We start from the raw sequence: 17,539 nt of genomic DNA on the forward strand, positions 1-17,539 counted from the left end.
ATCCCGCAGGTTGCGCACCTCGGCCAGCGGGCGGAAGCTCAACAGCTCGAAATAGCGCCACATCAAATCATCGGACACCGACATGACCTTGCCGAACATCTCGTCCGGCGGTTCCTGGATACCGATGTAGTTGCCCAGGGACTTGGACATCTTCTGCACGCCATCCAGACCCTCGAGGATCGGCACGGTCATGACCACCTGCGGCGGCTGGCCATAGCTGTGCTGAAGCTGGCGGCCGACCAGCAGGTTGAATTTCTGATCCGTGCCCCCGAGCTCGACGTCCGCCTTCAGCTCCACCGAGTCGTAGCCCTGGATCAGCGGGTACAGGAACTCATGGATCGCAATGGACTGGTTCGCCGCGTAGCGCTTGTGAAAGTCGTCCCGCTCCAGCATCCGGGCAACCGTATGCCGGGAGGCGAGCTGGATCAGATCCGCGGCGCCGAACTGGCCCATCCAGTCGGAATTGAACACCACGCGGGTCTTGGCCGGGTCGAGAATCCGGAACACCTGCTCCTTGTAGGTCCGCGCGTTTTCGGCGACGGCCTCCCGCGTCAGCGGTTTGCGCGTCACGTTCTTGCCGGTGGGGTCCCCGATCATGCCGGTGAAATCACCGATCAGGAAATACACCTCATGACCAAGGTCCTGGAATTGCCGCAGTTTGTTGATCAGCACCGTGTGCCCGAGATGCAGATCGGGAGCGGTCGGGTCAAATCCCGCCTTGATCCGCAAGGGCCGGTCCAGCTTGAGCCGCTCCAGCAGTTCCTCTTCCACCAGGATTTCATCTGTGCCGCGCCGCAATTCGGCCAGCAGATCGTGGCTTGTCACCGCAAAAATCCCTTGAATCAATGAAAATGGAGCCGAGAGTCTACCGGAAAGCGACATGCCAGTCCGCGCCCACGGCGTTGTCGCCTCGCGATGCAGGCCTCAGACTGCACCCAGTGCCGGACAAATCGGGGACACCCATGAATCACGCAATTCCGCCCGCGGAGCATTATGTCGGATTAATGACCGGCACCAGCCTGGATGCCGTGGATGCCGCGCTGGTGCGCATAACAGGCCACCGCATTATCCTCAACGGCAGCCAGGCGGTGCCACTGTCCGATGAGTTGCGCCGGCGGATCGCGGCGGTGACCCCGGACACAGCACTGCGGGAGATCCTGAAACTGGATCACCAGCTGGCGCTTCGCTATGCGGAAGCCGTCACACGGCTGCTGCGGGACGCCGGGGTCGACCACTCGGATATACAGGCCGTCGGTTGTCACGGCCAGACGGTCTGGCATGAACCGGACTCCGAAACCCCGACATCGTTGCAGCTCGGAAACCCGTCACTGCTGGCGCAGCAACTCGGGTTGACCGTGGTCGCCGATTTCCGTCGCCGCGACATCGCCGCCGGCGGCCAGGGCGCGCCGCTGGCACCCGCCTTCCATCATGCGATGTTCGCCAGCAAGACCGAGCCACGCGTGGTCGTGAATCTGGGTGGCATGGCCAACATCACGCTGTTGCCGGATGCCACGCCAGAGCATATCGGCGGCTTCGATACCGGCCCCGGCAACGTGCTGATGGATGCCTGGATTGATCGCCACCAGGCCAAACCCTTTGACCGCCACGGCAGCTGGGCCGCCGGCGCGGCGGTCGATGGCAAGCTGCTTGATATCCTGCGCGCCGACCCCTATTTCGCGGCCGCGCCGCCCAAGAGCACGGGCCGGGAGTACTTCAACCTGGACTGGCTGGACCTGCGCCTGGACCTGCGCCCGGACCTGGACCCCCGGGTTGTCCAGGCCACGCTGTGCGAACTTACCGCCGGCACGATTCGCGACGCCATCCGCAAACATGCCCCCGACAGCAAACGCGTCCTGCTCTGCGGTGGCGGCACCCACAACCGCCACCTGTGCAGCCGCATTGCCGCCGGACTCCCGGAGCTGAAGGTCGAATTCACTGACGACCACGGCGCACCCGCCGACTGGGTCGAAGCCATGGGCTTCGCCTGGTTGGCCAGAGAAACACTGGCGGGCAGGCCGGGGAATGTGCCGGCGGTGACCGGGGCGGAACGGGCGGTGGTTTTGGGGGGGGTATACCACCGCTGAAGCGGCAGGACGCGGTTTTACGTTTTACGTTTTACGTTTTACGTTTTACGTTTTACGTTTTACGTCAATAGCTTAAAACATTAAACATTAAACGACCGGGTTACACGTTAAACCGCCGCGCCAGGCGCGACGTTAAACGCCAAACGACGACCCACAGCCACACGTCGTTGTCGCGTTCGGGTTGCGGATCACGAACTGGGCGCCCTGGACGCTTTCCACGTAGTCGATCTCGGCGCCCATCAGGTACTGGACGCTCATCGGGTCGATCAGCAGGGTGACGCCATCCTTTTCCATCGCGGTGTCACCATCCTCGACGTTCTCGTCGAAGGTGAAGCCGTACTGGAAGCCGGAGCAGCCGCCGCCCGAGACGTAGACACGCAGCTTTAGCGCACTGTTGTTTTCTTCCTCCAGCAGTTCGCGCACTTTGCTGGCGGCACTGTCCGTCACGACCAAGGGGTTGTCGAAATCGAACTCTGCTGCGGCTTCGCTCATGTCTGCCTCCGGCTGACGTCGTACTCGTTTACTGAATGCAAGTATACGTGCAAGCGATTCTCATTTCGATGTTGGAAGTTTTCAGGCTTCAGTTTTCAGTGTTCAGACAAACAAAGTTGCCTTTCGTCTAGCCTGAACGGTCCCTGCTGGCTGGGAACCGTTTGCGAGATGCGGGCGATCTTCACGAAGCCGCCTGGTGTGTCTGAAAACTGAAAACTGAAACCTGAACACTTGTGTCCCCAAACCTTTCAAGGCAACACCGCCATATCATCCAACCCCGCCGTCTCGTCGAAGCCCAACATCAAATTCATGTTCTGCACCGCCTGCGAGGCTGCGCCCTTGCTGAGGTTGTCGATTACCGACAGCACCACCACGGTGTCGCCGCCTTCGGGCCGGTGCACCGCCACCCGGCACATATTGGTGCCGCGCACCGTGCGGGTTTCCGGATGTGATCCGGCCGGCATCACGTCGACAAAGGGCTCCGCCGCGTAGCGTTGCTCGAACAGGGCCTGCAGGTCACCGGCCTCGCCGGTCAGGCGCCCGTACAGCGTTGCCTGCATGCCACGCGTCATCGGCACCAGGTGCGGCACGAAGGTTAGACCGGGTTGCCGGCCAATCATTCCGGCCAGGCTCTGGCGAATCTCCGGCAGGTGACGATGGCCGGAAGCGCCATAGGCGGAGAAGCTCTCGTTGGCCTCGCACAGCAGCGTGCGCACCTGGGCCCCGCGCCCGGCACCGGACACGCCGGACTTGCAGTCCGCGATCAGCCCGTCGGTGGCGACCATCCCCGCCTCCAGCAGCGGCAGGTAGCCCAGCGCCACCGCGGTCGGGTAGCAGCCCGGATTCGCCACCAGCCTGGCGCCGCGAATGCTGTCGCGGTTGCGTTCCGGCAAACCGTAAACCGCTTTCGCCACCCAGTCCGGGCAGCTGTGCTCCATGCCGTACCAGCGTGACCAGACCTGGAGATCCTGGAGCCGGAAATCGGCACCGAGATCAACCACCCGTGTACCCGCATCCAGCAGCGCCGGCGCCATTTCCATCGCCGTGCCGTTCGGCGTTGCGAAAAACACCAGATCACAGGCGGCCAGGCGATCAACATCCGGCTCGCTGAACGCGATATCGAGATGCCCGCGCAGCCCCGGGAACATGGCGTCCACCCGCGTCCCGGCGTTGCCACGCGAGGTAATGCAAACCAGTTCCGCATACGGGTGCCGCGCCAGCAGGCGCAGCAACTCCATGCCGGTGTAACCGGTGCCGCCAACAAGTCCGATCTTCAACATAAGGATCTCTGAGAAACAAAGTTTTCAGTGTTCAGTGTTCAGACAAACAAAGTTGGCTTTCGGCCAGTTTGAGCGATCACTGCGGGCTGGGTGCCGTTCGCGAGATGCGGTCGATCTTCACGAAGCCGCCTGGTGTGTCTGAAAACTGAACACTGAAACCTGAAAACTATGTGTACTTTCTGCCAGAATCGCATCCTACAACAGACACCCACCTCATCGCAGGGGGGCGCGGGAACCGAATCGTTCACACACAGGTCTTTTCAGCATGAGCAAGCGCAGGGACATCTTCATCGGCATTGCCGCCATCGTCGTGATCGCCGTGGCGGCTGCCATCTGGTTCGTGCCGGGCTCCGGCGAGCGGGCACCGGACGTCACCTTTACCACGCTGGACGGTGAGGAAATTCGCCTGTCCGACCGCGCCGGAAAGCCCACGCTGATCACGTTCTGGGCCACCACCTGTGCGACCTGCGTTCAGGAGATGCCCTACCTGAAGGCCATGTACGAGGAACTCGGCCCCCGCGGCCTGGAGATCATCGGCGTGGCGATGGATTACGACCCGATCCGCGACGTCGAGCGGCTGGTGGATGCTCGCGAGCTCAACTACAGGATCACGCATGACAGCGACGGCGAGATCGCCAGCGCCTTCGGCGGCGTGCGTCTCACGCCGACCACCTTCCTGATCGGACCCCGGGGCGACATTGTCCAGCGCCGTCTGGGCCTGATTGACATGGAGCGCCTGCACGAACGCGTCAGCGGCATGCTGCCCGCCGAATCCTGAACCGCGAAGGACCGCTTCATGCTGTATCTCTGGGTCAAGGCATTCCACATCATTGCCATGGTCACCTGGTTCGCGGCCATCTTTTACCTGCCGCGACTCTACGTCTATCACGCCATGGCCGAGGACCGCCCGAGCCGGGAACGCTTCAAGATCATGGAGCGCAAGCTCTACCGGGGCATCATGAACCCCAGCGCCGCCATCACGGTGCTGCTCGGCATCTGGCTGCTGATCCTCGCCCCCGGCTGGCTCGGCCAGGGCTGGATGCACGCCAAACTCGCCCTGGTCCTGCTCCTCCTCGGCTATCACATCTGGTGCGGCCAGATCCTCCGCACCTTCCGCGACGACAACAACACCCGCAGTCACGTGTGGTATCGCGTCTTTAATGAGGTGCCGGTGTTGTTGCTGGTGGCAATCGTCATCCTGGTGGTGGTGAAACCGTTTTAGGGAAAGTTTTCAGGCTTCAGTTTTCAGTGTTCAGACAAACAAAGTGACATTCCGCCAGCTTGAGCGGTCACTGGGAGCGAGGTGCCATTCGCGACGTGTCGTCCAGCCTCACCAAGCCGCCTGGTTTGTCTGAAAACTGAACACTGAAAACTGAACACTTAAATGAAACGCCAGCCTTACGCCGGCGTTTCTGTCCCAAACACCAACCCCTCTTCTCCGGCATCGACGACGATGCTGTCGCCGGCGGCGTAGTCGCCTTGCAGGATGGCGTTGGCGAGGCCGTTTTCGACACGGGCCTGGATCACGCGCTTCAGCGGGCGGGCGCCGTAGACCGGGTCGAAGCCGGCCTCCGAAAGTTTCTCCAGCGCTGCGTCGGTGAAGCGGATGGCCATGTCCTGCTCCTTCAGCCGGTCCGACAGGTAACGGGTCTGGATCGCGGCGATGGCCTTGATCTGGTCGCGCTGCAGCGGGTGGAACACCACCACGTCATCGACGCGGTTGATGAACTCCGGCCGGAACTGCGTGCCGACAATCTCCATCACCGCATCCTTCATCGCGCCGTACTGCTCCTCGCCGGCCATGCGCTGGATCACGTCCGAGCCCAGGTTCGAGGTCATCACGATCACGGTGTTGCGGAAGTCGACGGTGCGGCCGTGGCTGTCGGTCAGCCGGCCGTCGTCCAGCACCTGCAACAGGATGTTGAACACATCCGGATGCGCCTTTTCCACCTCGTCCAGCAGGATCACCGAGTACGGCCGACGGCGGACGGCCTCGGTCAGGTAGCCGCCCTCCTCGTAACCGACATAACCCGGGGGCGCACCGACCAGCCGGGCCACCGCGTGCTTCTCCATGAACTCGGACATGTCGATCCGGACCATGGCCTCCTCGGTGTCGAACAGGAAGGTGGCCAGGGCCTTGCACAACTCGGTCTTGCCGACCCCGGTGGGGCCCAGGAACAGGAACGAGCCGTTCGGCCGGTTCGGATCGGACAGGCCTGCACGGGAGCGGCGAATGGCGTTGGCCACGGCGCCGACCGCCTCCTGCTGTCCGACGACGCGGGCACCGATGGCCTCCTCCATGCGCAGCAGCTTTTCCTTTTCCCCCTCCAGCATCTTGGACACCGGAATACCGGTCCACTTGGCCACCACCTCGGCCACCTCCTCGGCCGTGACATTGTTCCGCAGCAGAGTCTTCTCGGTCGTTTCCGCATGGGTGGCGGATTCCAGCCGTTTTTCCAGCTCCGGGATGCGGCCGTACTGCAGCTCCGACATGCGCGTCAGGTCGCCGGCACGGCGGGCGGTTTCCAGCTCCTGCCGGGCCCGCTCCAGTTGTTCCTTGATGCCGGTGGCGCCCTCCACCGCGGCCTTCTCGGCCTTCCAGATTTCCTCAAGGTCGGAATATTCCTTCTCCAGCCGACCCAGTTCCTCGTCCAGCACCTGCAGGCGCTTGCGCGAGGCCTCGTCGGATTCCTTCTTCAGCGCCTCGCGCTCGATCCGCAACTGAATCACCCGCCGCTCCAGCCGGTCCATTTCCTCCGGCTTGGAATCGATCTCCATGCGGATCCGGCTGGCGGCCTCGTCCACCAGGTCGATGGCCTTGTCCGGCAACTGACGGTCGGTGATGTAGCGATGCGACAGCGTGGCCGCGGCAACAATCGCCGGGTCAGTGATCTCCACCTTATGGTGGACCTCGTAGCGTTCCTTCAGGCCACGCAGGATCGCGATCGTGTCCTCGACGCTGGGCTCGTCCACCAGCACCTTCTGGAAGCGCCGCTCCAGCGCCGCGTCCTTCTCGATGTACTTGCGGTACTCATCCAGCGTGGTCGCGCCGATGCAGTGCAGCTCGCCCCGGGCCAGCGCCGGCTTCAGCATATTGCCGGCGTCCATCGAACCCTCGGCCTTGCCGGCGCCGACGATGGTGTGGATCTCGTCGATGAACAGGATCACCTGGCCTTCCTGCTTGGCCAGGTCGTTCAGCACCGCCTTCAGCCGTTCCTCGAATTCGCCGCGGAACTTCGCCCCGGCAATCAGCGCGCCCATGTCCAGCGACAGCAGACGCTTGTTCTTGATGCCCTCGGGCACCTCGCCATTGATGATGCGCTGGGCCAGGCCCTCGACGATGGCGGTCTTGCCGACACCCGGCTCGCCGATCAGCACCGGGTTGTTCTTGGTCCGCCGCTGCAGCACCTGCACGGTCCGCCGGATCTCGTCATCGCGGCCGATCACCGGATCGACCTTGCCCTGCTCGGCGCGCTCGGTCAGGTCAATGGTGTACTTCTCCAGCGCCTGGCGCTGCTCCTCGGCGTTGGGATCGTTCACGTTCTGGCCACCGCGCACATCGTCAATGGCCTTCTCCAGCGCCTGCTTGCCGACACCCGCCTTGCGCAGCATCTCGCCCAGCGAGCCCTTGTCATCCAGCGCCGCCAGCACGAACAACTCACTGGAGATGAACTGGTCCTTGCGCTTCTGCGCCAGCTTGTCGGTCAGGTTCAGCACGCGCATGAAATCCTGCGACGGCTGCACGTCACCGCCCACACCTTCCACGGTGGGAATCCGCTCCAGGCTGCGGTCCAACTCGGTCCGCAACTGATTGATATTGGCCCCGGCCAGGCTCAGCAGATGGCGCACACCACCCCCCTCCTGATCCAGCAAGGCCCCCATCAGGTGAACCGGCTCAATGAACTGATGATCGCGACCCAGCGCCTGACTCTGCGCATCCTGGATCGCCATCTGAAATTTTGTCGTCAATTTGTCGAGGCGCATTGGGTTGGCTCCGAATTGTGTCTGTCGTTGTCAATTCAGATTGGGGTATGGGGCGGGATTAACAAGCGCTTGGATCGATGGTGGAAGGCTTTATGTGTAACGTTTTACGTTTTAGGAGGAGTGCGGACCGAGACGGATAGCCTTTGCAGCATCGCTGACAAATGCTCTGCCTCTCGTCTTAGATCCCGCGCTGTGACTTCCGGAAGAATGCCTGCCTGGGAGGCGATGAAGAGCTGGGTTCGGAGTTCTGCGGAAGACCCTTTCGCAATCCGCAGGAAGCGGATGAACTCCCTTGGCGATCCGCGTTCAGCGCCTTCGGCGATATTTGACGCAATGGAAACCGCGGACCGGGTCATCTGGTCTTTCAGACCGAGATCACGGCACGACGAGAGCTCGGCATACAGGGTCACGGAAAGCCGACAAGCCCGCTTCCAGACCTCAAGATCCTGGAAAGATTGGTACGCCATCACCCCTCCTTGGGTTTCTGTGCGTCGTCTTTCGTAAAACCTAAAACTTCAAACCTAAAACGGCTTGCTCATTCAGCAAGCCAAATAAACGCCCCCATCCTCCCAGTTTCCTCCCCCTCCCTCCGATAAGAATAAAACCGCTCGCTTTCGTTAACCGTACAAAAACCACCGCCGCGGACATCGCGTACGCCGAGGCCGTTGAGGCGGCGGCGGGCCAGGCGGTAGAGATCGGCGTACCAGTGGTCGCCATCGCCGGGGAGGAAGGCGGCGGTGCAGCCGGGATCGCGCTGCAGGAAGGCGTCGCGGACTTCGGGGCCGACCTCGAATGCCTTCGGGCCGATGGCCGGGCCCATCCAGGCCAGCAGTTCGGCGGAGGGGCAGCCCATCGCGTCCACGGTACGCTCCAGGACGCCGTTGAGAAGGCCGCGCCAGCCGGCATGGGCGGCAGCAACATGGTTACCCTGCCGGTCGCAGAACAGCACCGGCAGGCAATCGGCAGTGAGCACCGCGCAGACCCGCCGGGGTTGGTCCGTCCACGCTGCATCGGCCGCGGGGGGAGCGTCGTGCTGGTCGTGGGCGGCCACGACGGCGGTACCATGCACCTGGGTCAGCCAGACCGGTTCAGCCGGAAGACCGGCGGCGCGGGGCGGCGATTCACTGCCGTCGCGCCAGTGCCTCGCGTCACCCGCCTTGCGCGTGCTGACCAGCGCCCGCACGTTGGCCGGCGCCGGCCAGAACGGGCGAATGAATCCCGGAGTCAAACCATCCCAAGCTGATCGTGGGTCCGCAGAACGCATAGCACCTGTTCCAGGTCGTCGGGCCGCGAACTGTCCCATGTCATCGTCTCTCCGGTGGCCGGGTGAACCAGTGTCAGCCGTGCCGCATGCAATGCCTGGCGTCGCAAGCCACCCAGGGCTGCACGCACTGTATCGTCGGCGCCCTTGGGTAGATGCGGGCGCCCCCCGTAAACCGGATCCCCCACCAGCGGATGCCGAATCCAGGCCATGTGCACACGGATCTGATGCGTACGACCGGTTTCCAGGTGCACCCGCAGCAGGGTGTGCGCCGAAAACCGCTCGGCAATCCGGTAATGCGTCACCGCCGGCCGACCGCCCTGTTCGACCACGGTCATCCGCTTGCGATCCTTCGGATGCCGGTCAATCCGCGCCTTGATCGTGCCGCCAGCGGTAAAGGTGCCATTGACCAGGGCGTCATACTCCCGCCCCACGGTCTTGTCCTGCAGCTGCTGCACCAGGGCGGCATGCGCCTGCAGGGTCCTGGCCACCACCAGCAGCCCCGAGGTCTCCTTGTCGATGCGGTGGACAATGCCGCAGCGCGGTATCGCCTCCAGCACCGGCGCATGATGCAGCAGCGCATTCTGCAACGTGCCATCCGGATTGCCGGCGCCGGGGTGCACCACCAGCCCGGCCGGTTTGTCCACCACCAGCAACTGCTCGTCCTCGTAGACCAGGTTCAGCGCGATGGCCTCGGGCTCCACCTGCACCGCGCTTTCCAGTTCGGCATCCAGCCGTACCTGCTCGCCGCCGCGCACCGCATCGCGCGGCTTCGGGCTGCGGCCGTCAACGGTAATACGGCCGGCCTTCAGCCATTGCTGCAAGCGGCTGCGGGAGAACTCCGGAAACAGGCCGGCCAGTGCCTGATCAAGGCGCTGGCCGGCCGATTCCGCCGGCAACTCGCCCTGGCGCTCGATCCTCTCAGCCATGCACGCGGCCCCTGTCCTGCCGTGTGCAATCCACGGTCCTTCCTCTACAATAGCTGATCACTCATCGTCCCATGTGGTCTGACTCTGTTATGAATTACGCGCGACTGCTTTCCATTCTGCTTCTGGCGCTGGCCGTGACGGCCTGCTCCTCCTCGGGTTCGCAACGCGGCAGCGGCGAACGCGAGCAGTCGGCGGAACAGATGTACGAACAGGCACAGCGTCAAATGAACCGTCGCGACTATTCGGGTGCCGCCGAGACGCTGGAAAACCTGCAGGCCCGCTACCCGTTCGGCCCATACTTCAAGCAGGCCCAGCTTGATCTGATCAATGCCTACTTCCAGCAGGAGGAAATGGGCTCGGCGATCGCCGCCGCCGACCGCTTCATCCGGCTGAACCCGCGCGACGAGCATGTGCCCTATGCCATCTACATGCGCGGCCGCTCGAACCTGGAACGCGGCAACGACCTGCTGACCCGCACCTTCGGCATCGACCGCCGCGTGCGCGACCCCTCACCGCTGCGCGAAGCCATGAACGACTTCATGCGGGTGGCGGAAAACTACCCGGACTCCGAATACGCCAACGATTCCCGCCAGCGCGTCAGCCAGCTGCGCCGTGACCTGGCCCACCACGAAATGCACGTCACCCGCTGGTACATGAAGCGCGGCGCCTACGTCGCCGCCGCCAACCGTGCCATGGGCGTGGTCGAGAACTTCCAGGGAACCCCCCAGGTCCAGGAAGCCCTCGGCATCCTGGTCGACGCCTACGGTGCCCTGGAAATGGACGACCTGCGCCAGGACATCCTCCGCGTCATCGAGGAAAACTACCCGGATCATCCGAGTTTGCGGGATCGGAGGCGGTTTTTGCCGAGACTTGGGATGGAATAAGGGAGTTAGTTTTCAGGCTTCAGTGTTCAGACACACACCTTATTGGAATCGATGTGGTGGTCTTCTTGTGAGCATCGGAGTAGCCCAGGGGGAAGACGGCTCAGCAACAAACTTCCAGCACAACGCAGCGCCCCTGAAACCTGAACACTGAAAACTTAGCTCTCTATCTTTGTCTGAAAACTGAACACTGAAAACCGAAAACTTTATCTAACTCCTAAATCGCTTCCTCATCCTTCTCCCCGGTCCGAATCCGCACGATCTGTTCGACTGGCGTAATGAAGATCTTGCCGTCGCCGATCTTGCCGGTCTTGGCGGCGTTGACGATGGCCTCGACACAGCGGTCGACCTGGTCGTCGCTGACCACCAGTTCCAGCCGGATCTTGGGCAGGAAGTCCACCACGTACTCGGCACCGCGGTAGAGTTCGGTGTGGCCCTTCTGGCGCCCGAAACCCTTGACCTCGGTCACGGTCATGCCGGTGGCGCCCACCTCGGACAGGGCCTCGCGCACGTCGTCCAGCTTGAAGGGCTTGATCACGGCCTCGATTCGTTTCATTCCTGACCCCTGTGTCTGTCGGTTTCGGTATCCCCGGCGCTCCGCTACCAGGAGCGATAGGCCGAGGTAATCGGAAAACGCCGCTCGCGACCGAAGGCCTTGCGGGTGATCTTCACCCCCGGGGCCGCCTGCCGACGCTTGTATTCGCTACGGTGCAGCAGGCCGACCACCCGCCGTACCGTGTCTTCGTCAAACCCGTCGGCGACAATCGCCGCCACGGATCGGTCCAGGTCAATGTACCGCTGCAGGATAGCATCCAGCGTTTCGTAGGGCGGCAGCGAGTCGGCATCCTTCTGGTCCGGCCGCAGCTCGGCGGTCGGCGGCTTGTCGATGATCCGCTGCGGAATCACTTCCTGCCGACGGTTGCGCCATTCGGCCAGCCGAAACACCGCCGTCTTGTAGACGTCCTTCAGCGGCGCAAAACCGCCGCACATGTCGCCGTACAGCGTGGCGTAACCCACGGCGTATTCGCTCTTGTTGCCGGTGGCCAGCACCAGCTCGCCGAACTTGTTGGACAGCCCCATCAATAGGGTGCCGCGGGCCCGCGACTGCAGGTTCTCCTCGGTCAGGTCCGCCTCGCGGCCGGCAAATGCCGGCGCCAGCACGTCCATGAACGCCTGAAAGGGTACATCAATGGAAATCGAGCGGTAGTGAATGCCGAGCCGGCGGGCGCAGTCCGCGGCGTCTTCCAGGCTTTCATCGGAGGTGTAGCGGCTCGGCATCATCACTGCATGCACCTGCTCCGGGCCCAGGGCATCGGCCGCCACCGCCGCCGCCAGCGCCGAATCGATACCGCCCGACATGCCCAGCAGCACACCGGGGAAGCCGTTCTTGCGCACGTAGTCACGCAGGCCGCGCACCAGCCCCCGGTACATCAGCTCGTCGGCATCGGGCAGCGGCGCGATTTCGCCCGCTTGCGCGCGCAGGCGGCCGCGCTCATCGGCGGCCAGTTCCACCAGGCACCGGGAATCCTCGAAGCAGGCGCCGCGCACCCGCAGCTCGCCGTCGCTATCGAAGGCACAGGAAGCACCGTCGTACACCACCTCGTCCTGCCCGCCGACCAGATTGACGTAGACCACCGGCAGCCGGGCCTCGCGCTGGCGCGCCTGCACCACCGCCTGACGCTCGGCGAACTTGTCCTCGTGATACGGGGAGGCGTTGATGTTGATGATGGCTTCGGCCCCGGCATCGGCCGCCCAGCGCACCGGCCCCGGATGCCAGAGATCCTCGCAGATGGTGACCGCCAGGTTGTGCTCGCCGACCTGAAACACCAGCGGCGATTCGCCGCTGTCGAAATAGCGCTTGTCGTCGAACACGCTGCGGTTGGCCAGGTGGTGCTTGTGGTAGATCCCCAGCACCGAGCCGTCGCGGAAGGCCGCCGCCGAATTGTACAGCCGCCCGTTTTCCCGGTGCGGAAATCCCACCACCACGGTGATTCCGCGCACGCCGTCACGGACCTGGGTCAGGGCCTCGCCGACACTGAAAATGAAGTCGTCCCGGTACAGCCAGTCCTCGGCCGGATACCCGGTCAGGCTCAACTCCGGAAACACCACCACATCGCCCCGCAGCCGATCCCGCGCATCCACCGCCGCATCCAGCACCTGCCGCGCATTACCAGCCACGTCGCCCACCCGCATATCGAGCTGGGCCATGATGATTCGGAGTTTTCGCATTAGCTCAAACGTTTTAGGTTTTATGTTTTACGTTTTATGTGTGGGAGGGGAGGCAACGACCAAATTGCTGCCACACCGTTTTGGAGGGCCCCGGCTACTTAAAACTTAAATCGTTAAACCTAAAACCGGGTTTGCTCGTCAAACGAGCAAACCCTTCATCGCCTTCCCAATCTCCGCCGGCGACCGCACGGTCGTAACACCCGCCGCGTCGAGGGCGGCGAACTTGTCTTCGGCGGTACCCTTGCCACCGGAGATGATTGCGCCGGCGTGCCCCATGCGCTTGCCGGGAGGCGCGGTGACGCCAGCGATGTAGGCCACCACCGGCTTGTTCACTTCGGCGCGGATGAACTCGGCGGCCTCTTCCTCGGCGGTGCCGCCGATCTCGCCGACCATGACGACGCCCTCGGTCTGCGGATCGTCCTTGAACAGGCGCAGCACGTCGACGAAGGACATGCCGTGAATCGGGTCACCACCGATACCGACACAGGTGCTCTGGCCGAGGCCGGCGTCGGTGGTCTGTTTCACCGCCTCGTAGGTCAGGGTGCCGGAACGCGAGACGATGCCGATCCGTCCGGACTTGTGGATATGCCCAGGCATGATGCCGATCTTGCACTGCTCCGGCGTGATGATGCCGGGGCAGTTGGGGCCGATCAGGTACGTGTCGGGTAGTTGCTCCAGCACCGCCTTGACCTTGAGCATGTCCAGCACCGGGATGCCCTCGGTAATGCACGCGATTACGCGGATGCCGGCATCCGCCGCTTCCAGGATCGCGTCGGCGGCGAAGGCCGCCGGCACGTAGATCATCGAGGCATCGGCGCCGGTGGCCTGCACCGCATCACGCACGGTGTTGAACACCGGTCGCTCAAGATGCGTCTCGCCGGCGCGGCCCGGGGTCACGCCGCCAACGATGTTGGTGCCGTAGGCAATCGCCTGCTCGGCGTGAAAAGTGCCCTGCTTGCCGGTAAACCCCTGAACAATCACCTTGGTGTCGCTGTTGACCAGAATGCTCATTCGCTAGACCTCGTACTCGAATCCGGTGTCGGGTGGGGATCGCGGTTCAGGCCGCCTTGCCCACGGCGGCAACCACCTTGGCGGCGGCGTCGGACAGATCGTCCGCGGCAATCAGGTCCAGGCCGCTTTGTTCCAGCAGCTTCTTGCCCTGATCCACATTGGTGCCTTCCAGCCGCACCACCACCGGCACCTCGACGCCGACTTCCTTGACCGCACTGATGATGCCCTCGGCGATCAGATCGCAGCGCACGATACCGCCGAAGATGTTCACCAGGATGCCTTCCACCGAATCGCTGGACAGAATGATCTTGAACGCTGCCGCCACGCGCTCCGCGGTCGTGCCGCCGCCCACGTCCAGGAAATTGGCCGGCGAGCCGCCATGCACCTGCACCACATCCATGGTCGCCATGGCCAGGCCGGCGCCGTTGACCATGCAGCCGATATTGCCGTCCAGGGTGATGTAGTTCAGGTTGTGCTCCGCCGCCTCGACCTCGGTGGCGTCCTCCTGCGAGGTATCGCGCATCTCGCCCAGGGCCTTCTGGCGGCCGGTCTCCACGGCGTTGTCATCCACATTCAGCTTGGCATCCAGCGCCAGCAGGGTGCCGTCGCCGGTGACGATCAGCGGGTTGATCTCGATCAGGCTCAGGTCCTTGTCCAGGAACAGGTTATAGAGGCCCTGCATGAATTTGGCGAGCTGCCCCACCTGCTTGCCCTGCAGGCCGATGGCGAAGGCGATCTGCCGGCACTGGTATCCCTGCAGCCCGGCCGCCGGATGCACCGCCACCTGGGCGATCTTCTCCGGCGTGTTGGCAGCGACTTCCTCGATGTCCATGCCGCCCTCGCTGGAGGCCATGAACACGATCCGCTTCGAGGCCCGGTCCACCACCGCACCCAGGTAAAGCTCGGACTGGATATCCAGCCCCTGCTCCACCATCAGCGTGTTGATCGGCAGGCCGCGGGCATCGGTCTGGTGCGTCACCAGGCGCTGGCCCAGGATCGAGTCCGCATAGGTCCGGACCTCCTCCAGGCCCTTGCAAACCTTGACGCCCCCGGCCTTGCCGCGGCCGCCGGCATGCACCTGCGCCTTGACCACGAAAACCTCGCCGCCAATATCACGCGCCGCCTCCACCGCCTCCTGGGCGGAACGGGCCACACGGCCTTCGGGAACGGGGATGCCGTAATCGGCGAACAACTGCTTCGACTGGTACTCGTGGAGATTCATCGCGCTACCGTCTCCAAAGCCGCCTCGGAAAGTGCCCGCATTCTGAACGATGCGCTGCAACAAGGCAAAGGCACGCGCCTTTGCCTTGCGTTTTACGTTTAACGTTTTAGGTTTTATGAAAAATTGGCGGCAACCCGGCCATCCGAGGCGAGAGCGACCTAAAACGTTAAACATAAAACCTAAAACCGTTTAAACGGGGACAGTCCTTGCCTTCGCATCGGTCCCCCGCAACACTAGACAACGCTTCTTAGGACAACCCGAGGCAACCACCAACCCATGGGCCGCCTTCTTTTTCTTCTGCTGCTTGGCCTGCTCGCCCTCGCCCTGTGGCGCTGGCTGGTGCAGAAGTTCGGTGCCAGTGACAGGCGGCAGTTGCCGACGGATCTGGTGCAGTGCCGGGTGTGCCACAAGCATGTGCCGGTCAGTCAGGCGGTGGCCAGCGGCAATGGCTGGCGCTGTCGTGATCATTCGCCGGACGACGACCAGTCCTGATGGCAGCGCCTTCCGCCCAGCGGTGGGATGGCTCGAATGGCGGCTACGGCCCGGATCTGGTGTCGCCGCTGGATATCACCGTACGCTACGGCTGGCAGCCGTTCCGCTTGCTCGCGCTGTACCGGCTGCTGGTGGCGATCATCCTGCTCGCCACGCTGTTCGCCGGCGTCGAATCCCTGCTGCTGGAGCCCGAGCAGCCACTGCTGTTCAGCCAGCTTGCCGGCGTGTATTTCCTGGCCATGCTGGCACTGCTGGTAACCGCGCAGCTGGTGCAACGGCATCTGCTCACCCAGGTCACGCTGCACACCATCACCGACTGCATCCTGCTCGGCCTGCTGATCTATGCGGTGGGGCTGGAGGACAACGCGCTGGCGCCACTGCTGCTGGTGTCGGTGACCGGCAGCGCGGTGCTGGTGCCGCTGCGGCTGGCGGCGCTATACGCTGCTGTCGGCTCGCTGGCGCTGCTGTTCCAGCACCTGATGCATTACCTGCAATTCGACGAAATGAGCGTCGGCTATACCGCCGTGGGGCTGCTTGGTGCCGCCCTGTTCCTGGTGGCGCTGCCGGCCAGCGCGCTGGGCAAGCGCACCCGCGCCAATGCGCTGCTGGCGGAACGCCGGGGCGTGGATCTGGCGAACATGGAGGCGCTCAACGGCCATATCGTCGAACGGCTGCAGGACGGCATCCTGGTGGTGGATGGGCAGGACCGCATCCGGCTGATGAACCGCGCCGCCTGGATCATGACCGGACGGCCCACGGACACCCCGACACTGGACCTGGGCGCGCTGGCGCCGGAGCTGCGCAAGGCCGTGCAGCTATGGCGCGAGGCCGGCACCCCGGACACCGTCGACCTGGTCATCGGCCCGGACCGAACCGCGGTGCAGGCGCATTTCCGGCCGCTGGGCGCCGAGGGCGCGGCACTCTGCGTGCTGGAGGACAGCGCCGAAATGAACGCCCGCGTGCAACAGGCCAAGCTCGCCTCGCTGGGGCAGCTCACCGCCAGCATTGCCCATGAAATCCGCAATCCGCTGTCCGGCGTGGTGCATGCCGGGCAATTGCTGGCCGAGGGCAACGACAATCCGGCGGATCGCAGGCTGCTGGACATCATCCAGCGCCAGAGTCGCCGGCTGAACGGCATCGTCGAGGACGTACTGCGCATGTCGCGCCGCGACCCGCCGCAGCCCCGGCGCATCCACCTGAAACCCTGGCTGGAGGAATTCGCCGACGAGGTCAGCCAGCAGCAGAGCCTGCACGGCGCGCGGCTGGATATCGGCAATGTGGATGACGAGCTGGTGGTCGGCATGGACAGCAATCACCTGCACCAGGTGCTCAGCAACCTGGTGCAGAACGCCGTCAGACACGGTGACGCCGGCCACGAAACCCGCCTGCGGCTGGCCACCGGCCACGACCGCGCCGGCCGGCCCTGGCTGGAAATCACCGACAACGGCCGCGGCGTGCCGCCGGAGCAGGCCGAACGCCTGTTCCAGCCCTTCTTCACCACCTCCGAGGCCGGCACCGGCCTGGGCCTGTACCTGTGCCGCGAACTCTGCGAAGCCAACGGCGCGAGGCTGACGCTACGCACCACCCGCCCGCAAAGTGCGTGTTTTCGGGTGACGTTTGCCCGTTCGGCATGAGCCGGCGGAGGTTTTAAGGGCGAACGTTTTAAGTGTTATG

17 protein-coding genes (1 of these 17 running past the window's edge) are annotated in these 17,539 nt (G+C 63.8%); 6 read left to right on the top strand and 11 right to left on the bottom strand.

The annotated features are described in order from the left end of the window. On the bottom strand, positions 1 to 825 hold the 5' portion of the coding sequence (gene tyrS, locus M0534_RS12670) for a tyrosine--tRNA ligase (RefSeq protein ID WP_248568806.1). Its footprint begins 375 nt before the window's first position; the window shows 825 of its 1,200 coding nt (coding positions 1-825); its start codon is at positions 823 to 825; its stop codon lies off the left edge, out of view. A 137-nt stretch (positions 826 to 962) separates the two neighbouring features. Here tyrS and M0534_RS12675 point away from each other — a divergent pair, with 137 nt between their 5' ends. After that, the gene (locus M0534_RS12675; RefSeq protein WP_248568807.1) at positions 963 to 2,084 is read left to right on the top strand and encodes an anhydro-N-acetylmuramic acid kinase; all 1,122 of its coding nucleotides are present in this window, start codon (positions 963 to 965) and stop codon (positions 2,082 to 2,084) included. Positions 2,085 to 2,216: 132 nt separating this feature from the next. Here M0534_RS12675 and erpA read toward each other — a convergent pair whose 3' ends face one another. Together erpA and argC are read right to left on the bottom strand one after the other, a co-directional pair. Continuing rightward, complete coding sequence (gene erpA / locus M0534_RS12680) at positions 2,217 to 2,576, bottom strand: iron-sulfur cluster insertion protein ErpA (RefSeq protein ID WP_248568808.1); 360 nt, start codon at positions 2,574 to 2,576, stop codon at positions 2,217 to 2,219. Positions 2,577 to 2,824: 248 nt separating this feature from the next. Continuing rightward, the gene (gene argC, locus M0534_RS12685; protein ID WP_248568809.1) at positions 2,825 to 3,856 is read right to left on the bottom strand and encodes an N-acetyl-gamma-glutamyl-phosphate reductase; all 1,032 of its coding nucleotides are present in this window, start codon (positions 3,854 to 3,856) and stop codon (positions 2,825 to 2,827) included. Between the two features lie 265 nt (positions 3,857 to 4,121). Here argC and M0534_RS12690 point away from each other — a divergent pair, with 265 nt between their 5' ends. Beyond that, positions 4,122 to 4,634 carry a TlpA disulfide reductase family protein gene (locus M0534_RS12690; RefSeq protein ID WP_248568810.1) on the top strand — a complete coding sequence of 171 codons (513 nt, stop codon included), beginning with the start codon at positions 4,122 to 4,124 and terminating at the stop codon, positions 4,632 to 4,634. A gap of 18 nt (positions 4,635 to 4,652) precedes the next feature. Then, positions 4,653 to 5,078 carry a protoporphyrinogen oxidase HemJ gene (gene hemJ, locus M0534_RS12695; RefSeq protein ID WP_248568811.1) on the top strand — a complete coding sequence of 142 codons (426 nt, stop codon included), beginning with the start codon at positions 4,653 to 4,655 and terminating at the stop codon, positions 5,076 to 5,078. Positions 5,079 to 5,254: 176 nt separating this feature from the next. On the opposite strand, the gene clpB is transcribed toward hemJ, so the two are convergent. From clpB to rluD, 4 genes are all read right to left on the bottom strand, one after another. Further along, on the bottom strand, positions 5,255 to 7,840 hold the full coding sequence (gene clpB / locus M0534_RS12700) for an ATP-dependent chaperone ClpB (RefSeq protein ID WP_248568812.1): 2,586 nt from the start codon (positions 7,838 to 7,840) through the stop codon (positions 5,255 to 5,257). A gap of 104 nt (positions 7,841 to 7,944) precedes the next feature. Next, positions 7,945 to 8,307, bottom strand: a complete 363-nt coding sequence (locus tag M0534_RS12705) for a four helix bundle protein (protein ID WP_248568813.1) — start codon at positions 8,305 to 8,307, stop codon at positions 7,945 to 7,947. 68 nt (positions 8,308 to 8,375) lie between these two features. Then, the gene (gene pgeF / locus M0534_RS12710) at positions 8,376 to 9,068 is read right to left on the bottom strand and encodes a peptidoglycan editing factor PgeF (protein ID WP_248568814.1); all 693 of its coding nucleotides are present in this window, start codon (positions 9,066 to 9,068) and stop codon (positions 8,376 to 8,378) included. Next, complete coding sequence (rluD, locus tag M0534_RS12715) at positions 9,065 to 10,030, bottom strand: 23S rRNA pseudouridine(1911/1915/1917) synthase RluD (protein ID WP_248568815.1); 966 nt, start codon at positions 10,028 to 10,030, stop codon at positions 9,065 to 9,067. The genes pgeF and rluD overlap by 4 nt, the downstream gene beginning before the upstream one ends. Positions 10,031 to 10,119: 89 nt before the next feature. Between rluD and M0534_RS12720 the strand changes: the two genes are divergently transcribed. Beyond that, positions 10,120 to 10,914 carry an outer membrane protein assembly factor BamD gene (locus M0534_RS12720; protein WP_248568816.1) on the top strand — a complete coding sequence of 265 codons (795 nt, stop codon included), beginning with the start codon at positions 10,120 to 10,122 and terminating at the stop codon, positions 10,912 to 10,914. Positions 10,915 to 11,128: 214 nt separating this feature from the next. On the opposite strand, the gene M0534_RS12725 is transcribed toward M0534_RS12720, so the two are convergent. The 4 genes from M0534_RS12725 to sucC all read right to left on the bottom strand — a co-directional run bounded on the left by M0534_RS12725 (position 11,129) and on the right by sucC (position 15,373). After that, the gene (locus M0534_RS12725) at positions 11,129 to 11,467 is read right to left on the bottom strand and encodes a P-II family nitrogen regulator (RefSeq protein ID WP_248568817.1); all 339 of its coding nucleotides are present in this window, start codon (positions 11,465 to 11,467) and stop codon (positions 11,129 to 11,131) included. A 44-nt stretch (positions 11,468 to 11,511) separates the two neighbouring features. Continuing rightward, positions 11,512 to 13,140, bottom strand: a complete 1,629-nt coding sequence (locus M0534_RS12730; protein ID WP_282571442.1) for an NAD+ synthase — start codon at positions 13,138 to 13,140, stop codon at positions 11,512 to 11,514. 138 nt (positions 13,141 to 13,278) lie between these two features. After that, the gene (gene sucD / locus M0534_RS12735) at positions 13,279 to 14,151 is read right to left on the bottom strand and encodes a succinate--CoA ligase subunit alpha (RefSeq protein ID WP_248568819.1); all 873 of its coding nucleotides are present in this window, start codon (positions 14,149 to 14,151) and stop codon (positions 13,279 to 13,281) included. Between the two features lie 46 nt (positions 14,152 to 14,197). Then, positions 14,198 to 15,373 (bottom strand): ADP-forming succinate--CoA ligase subunit beta, encoded by a 1,176-nt coding sequence (gene sucC, locus M0534_RS12740; protein ID WP_248568820.1) that lies wholly within the window; start codon positions 15,371 to 15,373, stop codon positions 14,198 to 14,200. A gap of 276 nt (positions 15,374 to 15,649) precedes the next feature. Here sucC and M0534_RS12745 point away from each other — a divergent pair, with 276 nt between their 5' ends. Then, positions 15,650 to 15,865: a hypothetical protein gene (locus M0534_RS12745; RefSeq protein WP_248568821.1), complete on the top strand. Its 216-nt coding sequence runs from the start codon at positions 15,650 to 15,652 to the stop codon at positions 15,863 to 15,865. Then, positions 15,865 to 17,499, top strand: coding sequence for a sensor histidine kinase (locus tag M0534_RS12750; protein ID WP_248568822.1), 1,635 nt, complete (start codon positions 15,865 to 15,867; stop codon positions 17,497 to 17,499). The genes M0534_RS12745 and M0534_RS12750 overlap by 1 nt, the downstream gene beginning before the upstream one ends. Positions 17,500 to 17,539: the final 40 nt, after the last annotated feature.

The organism is Methylonatrum kenyense, from assembly GCF_023195885.1.
Classification (GTDB): domain Bacteria; phylum Pseudomonadota; class Gammaproteobacteria; order Nitrococcales; family Aquisalimonadaceae; genus Methylonatrum; species Methylonatrum kenyense.

Excerpts from the sequence above, each read along its gene's own strand:
- M0534_RS12745 (WP_248568821.1), top strand. The coding sequence starts at position 15,650 with ATGGGCCGCCTTCTTTTTCTTCTGCTGCTTGGCCTGCTCGCCCTCGCC.
- M0534_RS12705 (WP_248568813.1), bottom strand. The coding sequence starts at position 8,307 with ATGGCGTACCAATCTTTCCAGGATCTTGAGGTCTGGAAGCGGGCTTGT.
- M0534_RS12675 (WP_248568807.1), top strand. The coding sequence starts at position 963 with ATGAATCACGCAATTCCGCCCGCGGAGCATTATGTCGGATTAATGACC.
- sucC (WP_248568820.1), bottom strand. The coding sequence starts at position 15,373 with ATGAATCTCCACGAGTACCAGTCGAAGCAGTTGTTCGCCGATTACGGC.
- argC (WP_248568809.1), bottom strand. The coding sequence starts at position 3,856 with ATGTTGAAGATCGGACTTGTTGGCGGCACCGGTTACACCGGCATGGAG.
- hemJ (WP_248568811.1), top strand. The coding sequence starts at position 4,653 with ATGCTGTATCTCTGGGTCAAGGCATTCCACATCATTGCCATGGTCACC.
- rluD (WP_248568815.1), bottom strand. The coding sequence starts at position 10,030 with ATGGCTGAGAGGATCGAGCGCCAGGGCGAGTTGCCGGCGGAATCGGCC.
- M0534_RS12725 (WP_248568817.1), bottom strand. The coding sequence starts at position 11,467 with ATGAAACGAATCGAGGCCGTGATCAAGCCCTTCAAGCTGGACGACGTG.
- sucD (WP_248568819.1), bottom strand. The coding sequence starts at position 14,151 with ATGAGCATTCTGGTCAACAGCGACACCAAGGTGATTGTTCAGGGGTTT.
- clpB (WP_248568812.1), bottom strand. The coding sequence starts at position 7,840 with ATGCGCCTCGACAAATTGACGACAAAATTTCAGATGGCGATCCAGGAT.
- M0534_RS12690 (WP_248568810.1), top strand. The coding sequence starts at position 4,122 with ATGAGCAAGCGCAGGGACATCTTCATCGGCATTGCCGCCATCGTCGTG.
- M0534_RS12720 (WP_248568816.1), top strand. The coding sequence starts at position 10,120 with ATGAATTACGCGCGACTGCTTTCCATTCTGCTTCTGGCGCTGGCCGTG.
- M0534_RS12730 (WP_282571442.1), bottom strand. The coding sequence starts at position 13,140 with ATGCGAAAACTCCGAATCATCATGGCCCAGCTCGATATGCGGGTGGGC.
- erpA (WP_248568808.1), bottom strand. The coding sequence starts at position 2,576 with ATGAGCGAAGCCGCAGCAGAGTTCGATTTCGACAACCCCTTGGTCGTG.
- M0534_RS12750 (WP_248568822.1), top strand. The coding sequence starts at position 15,865 with ATGGCAGCGCCTTCCGCCCAGCGGTGGGATGGCTCGAATGGCGGCTAC.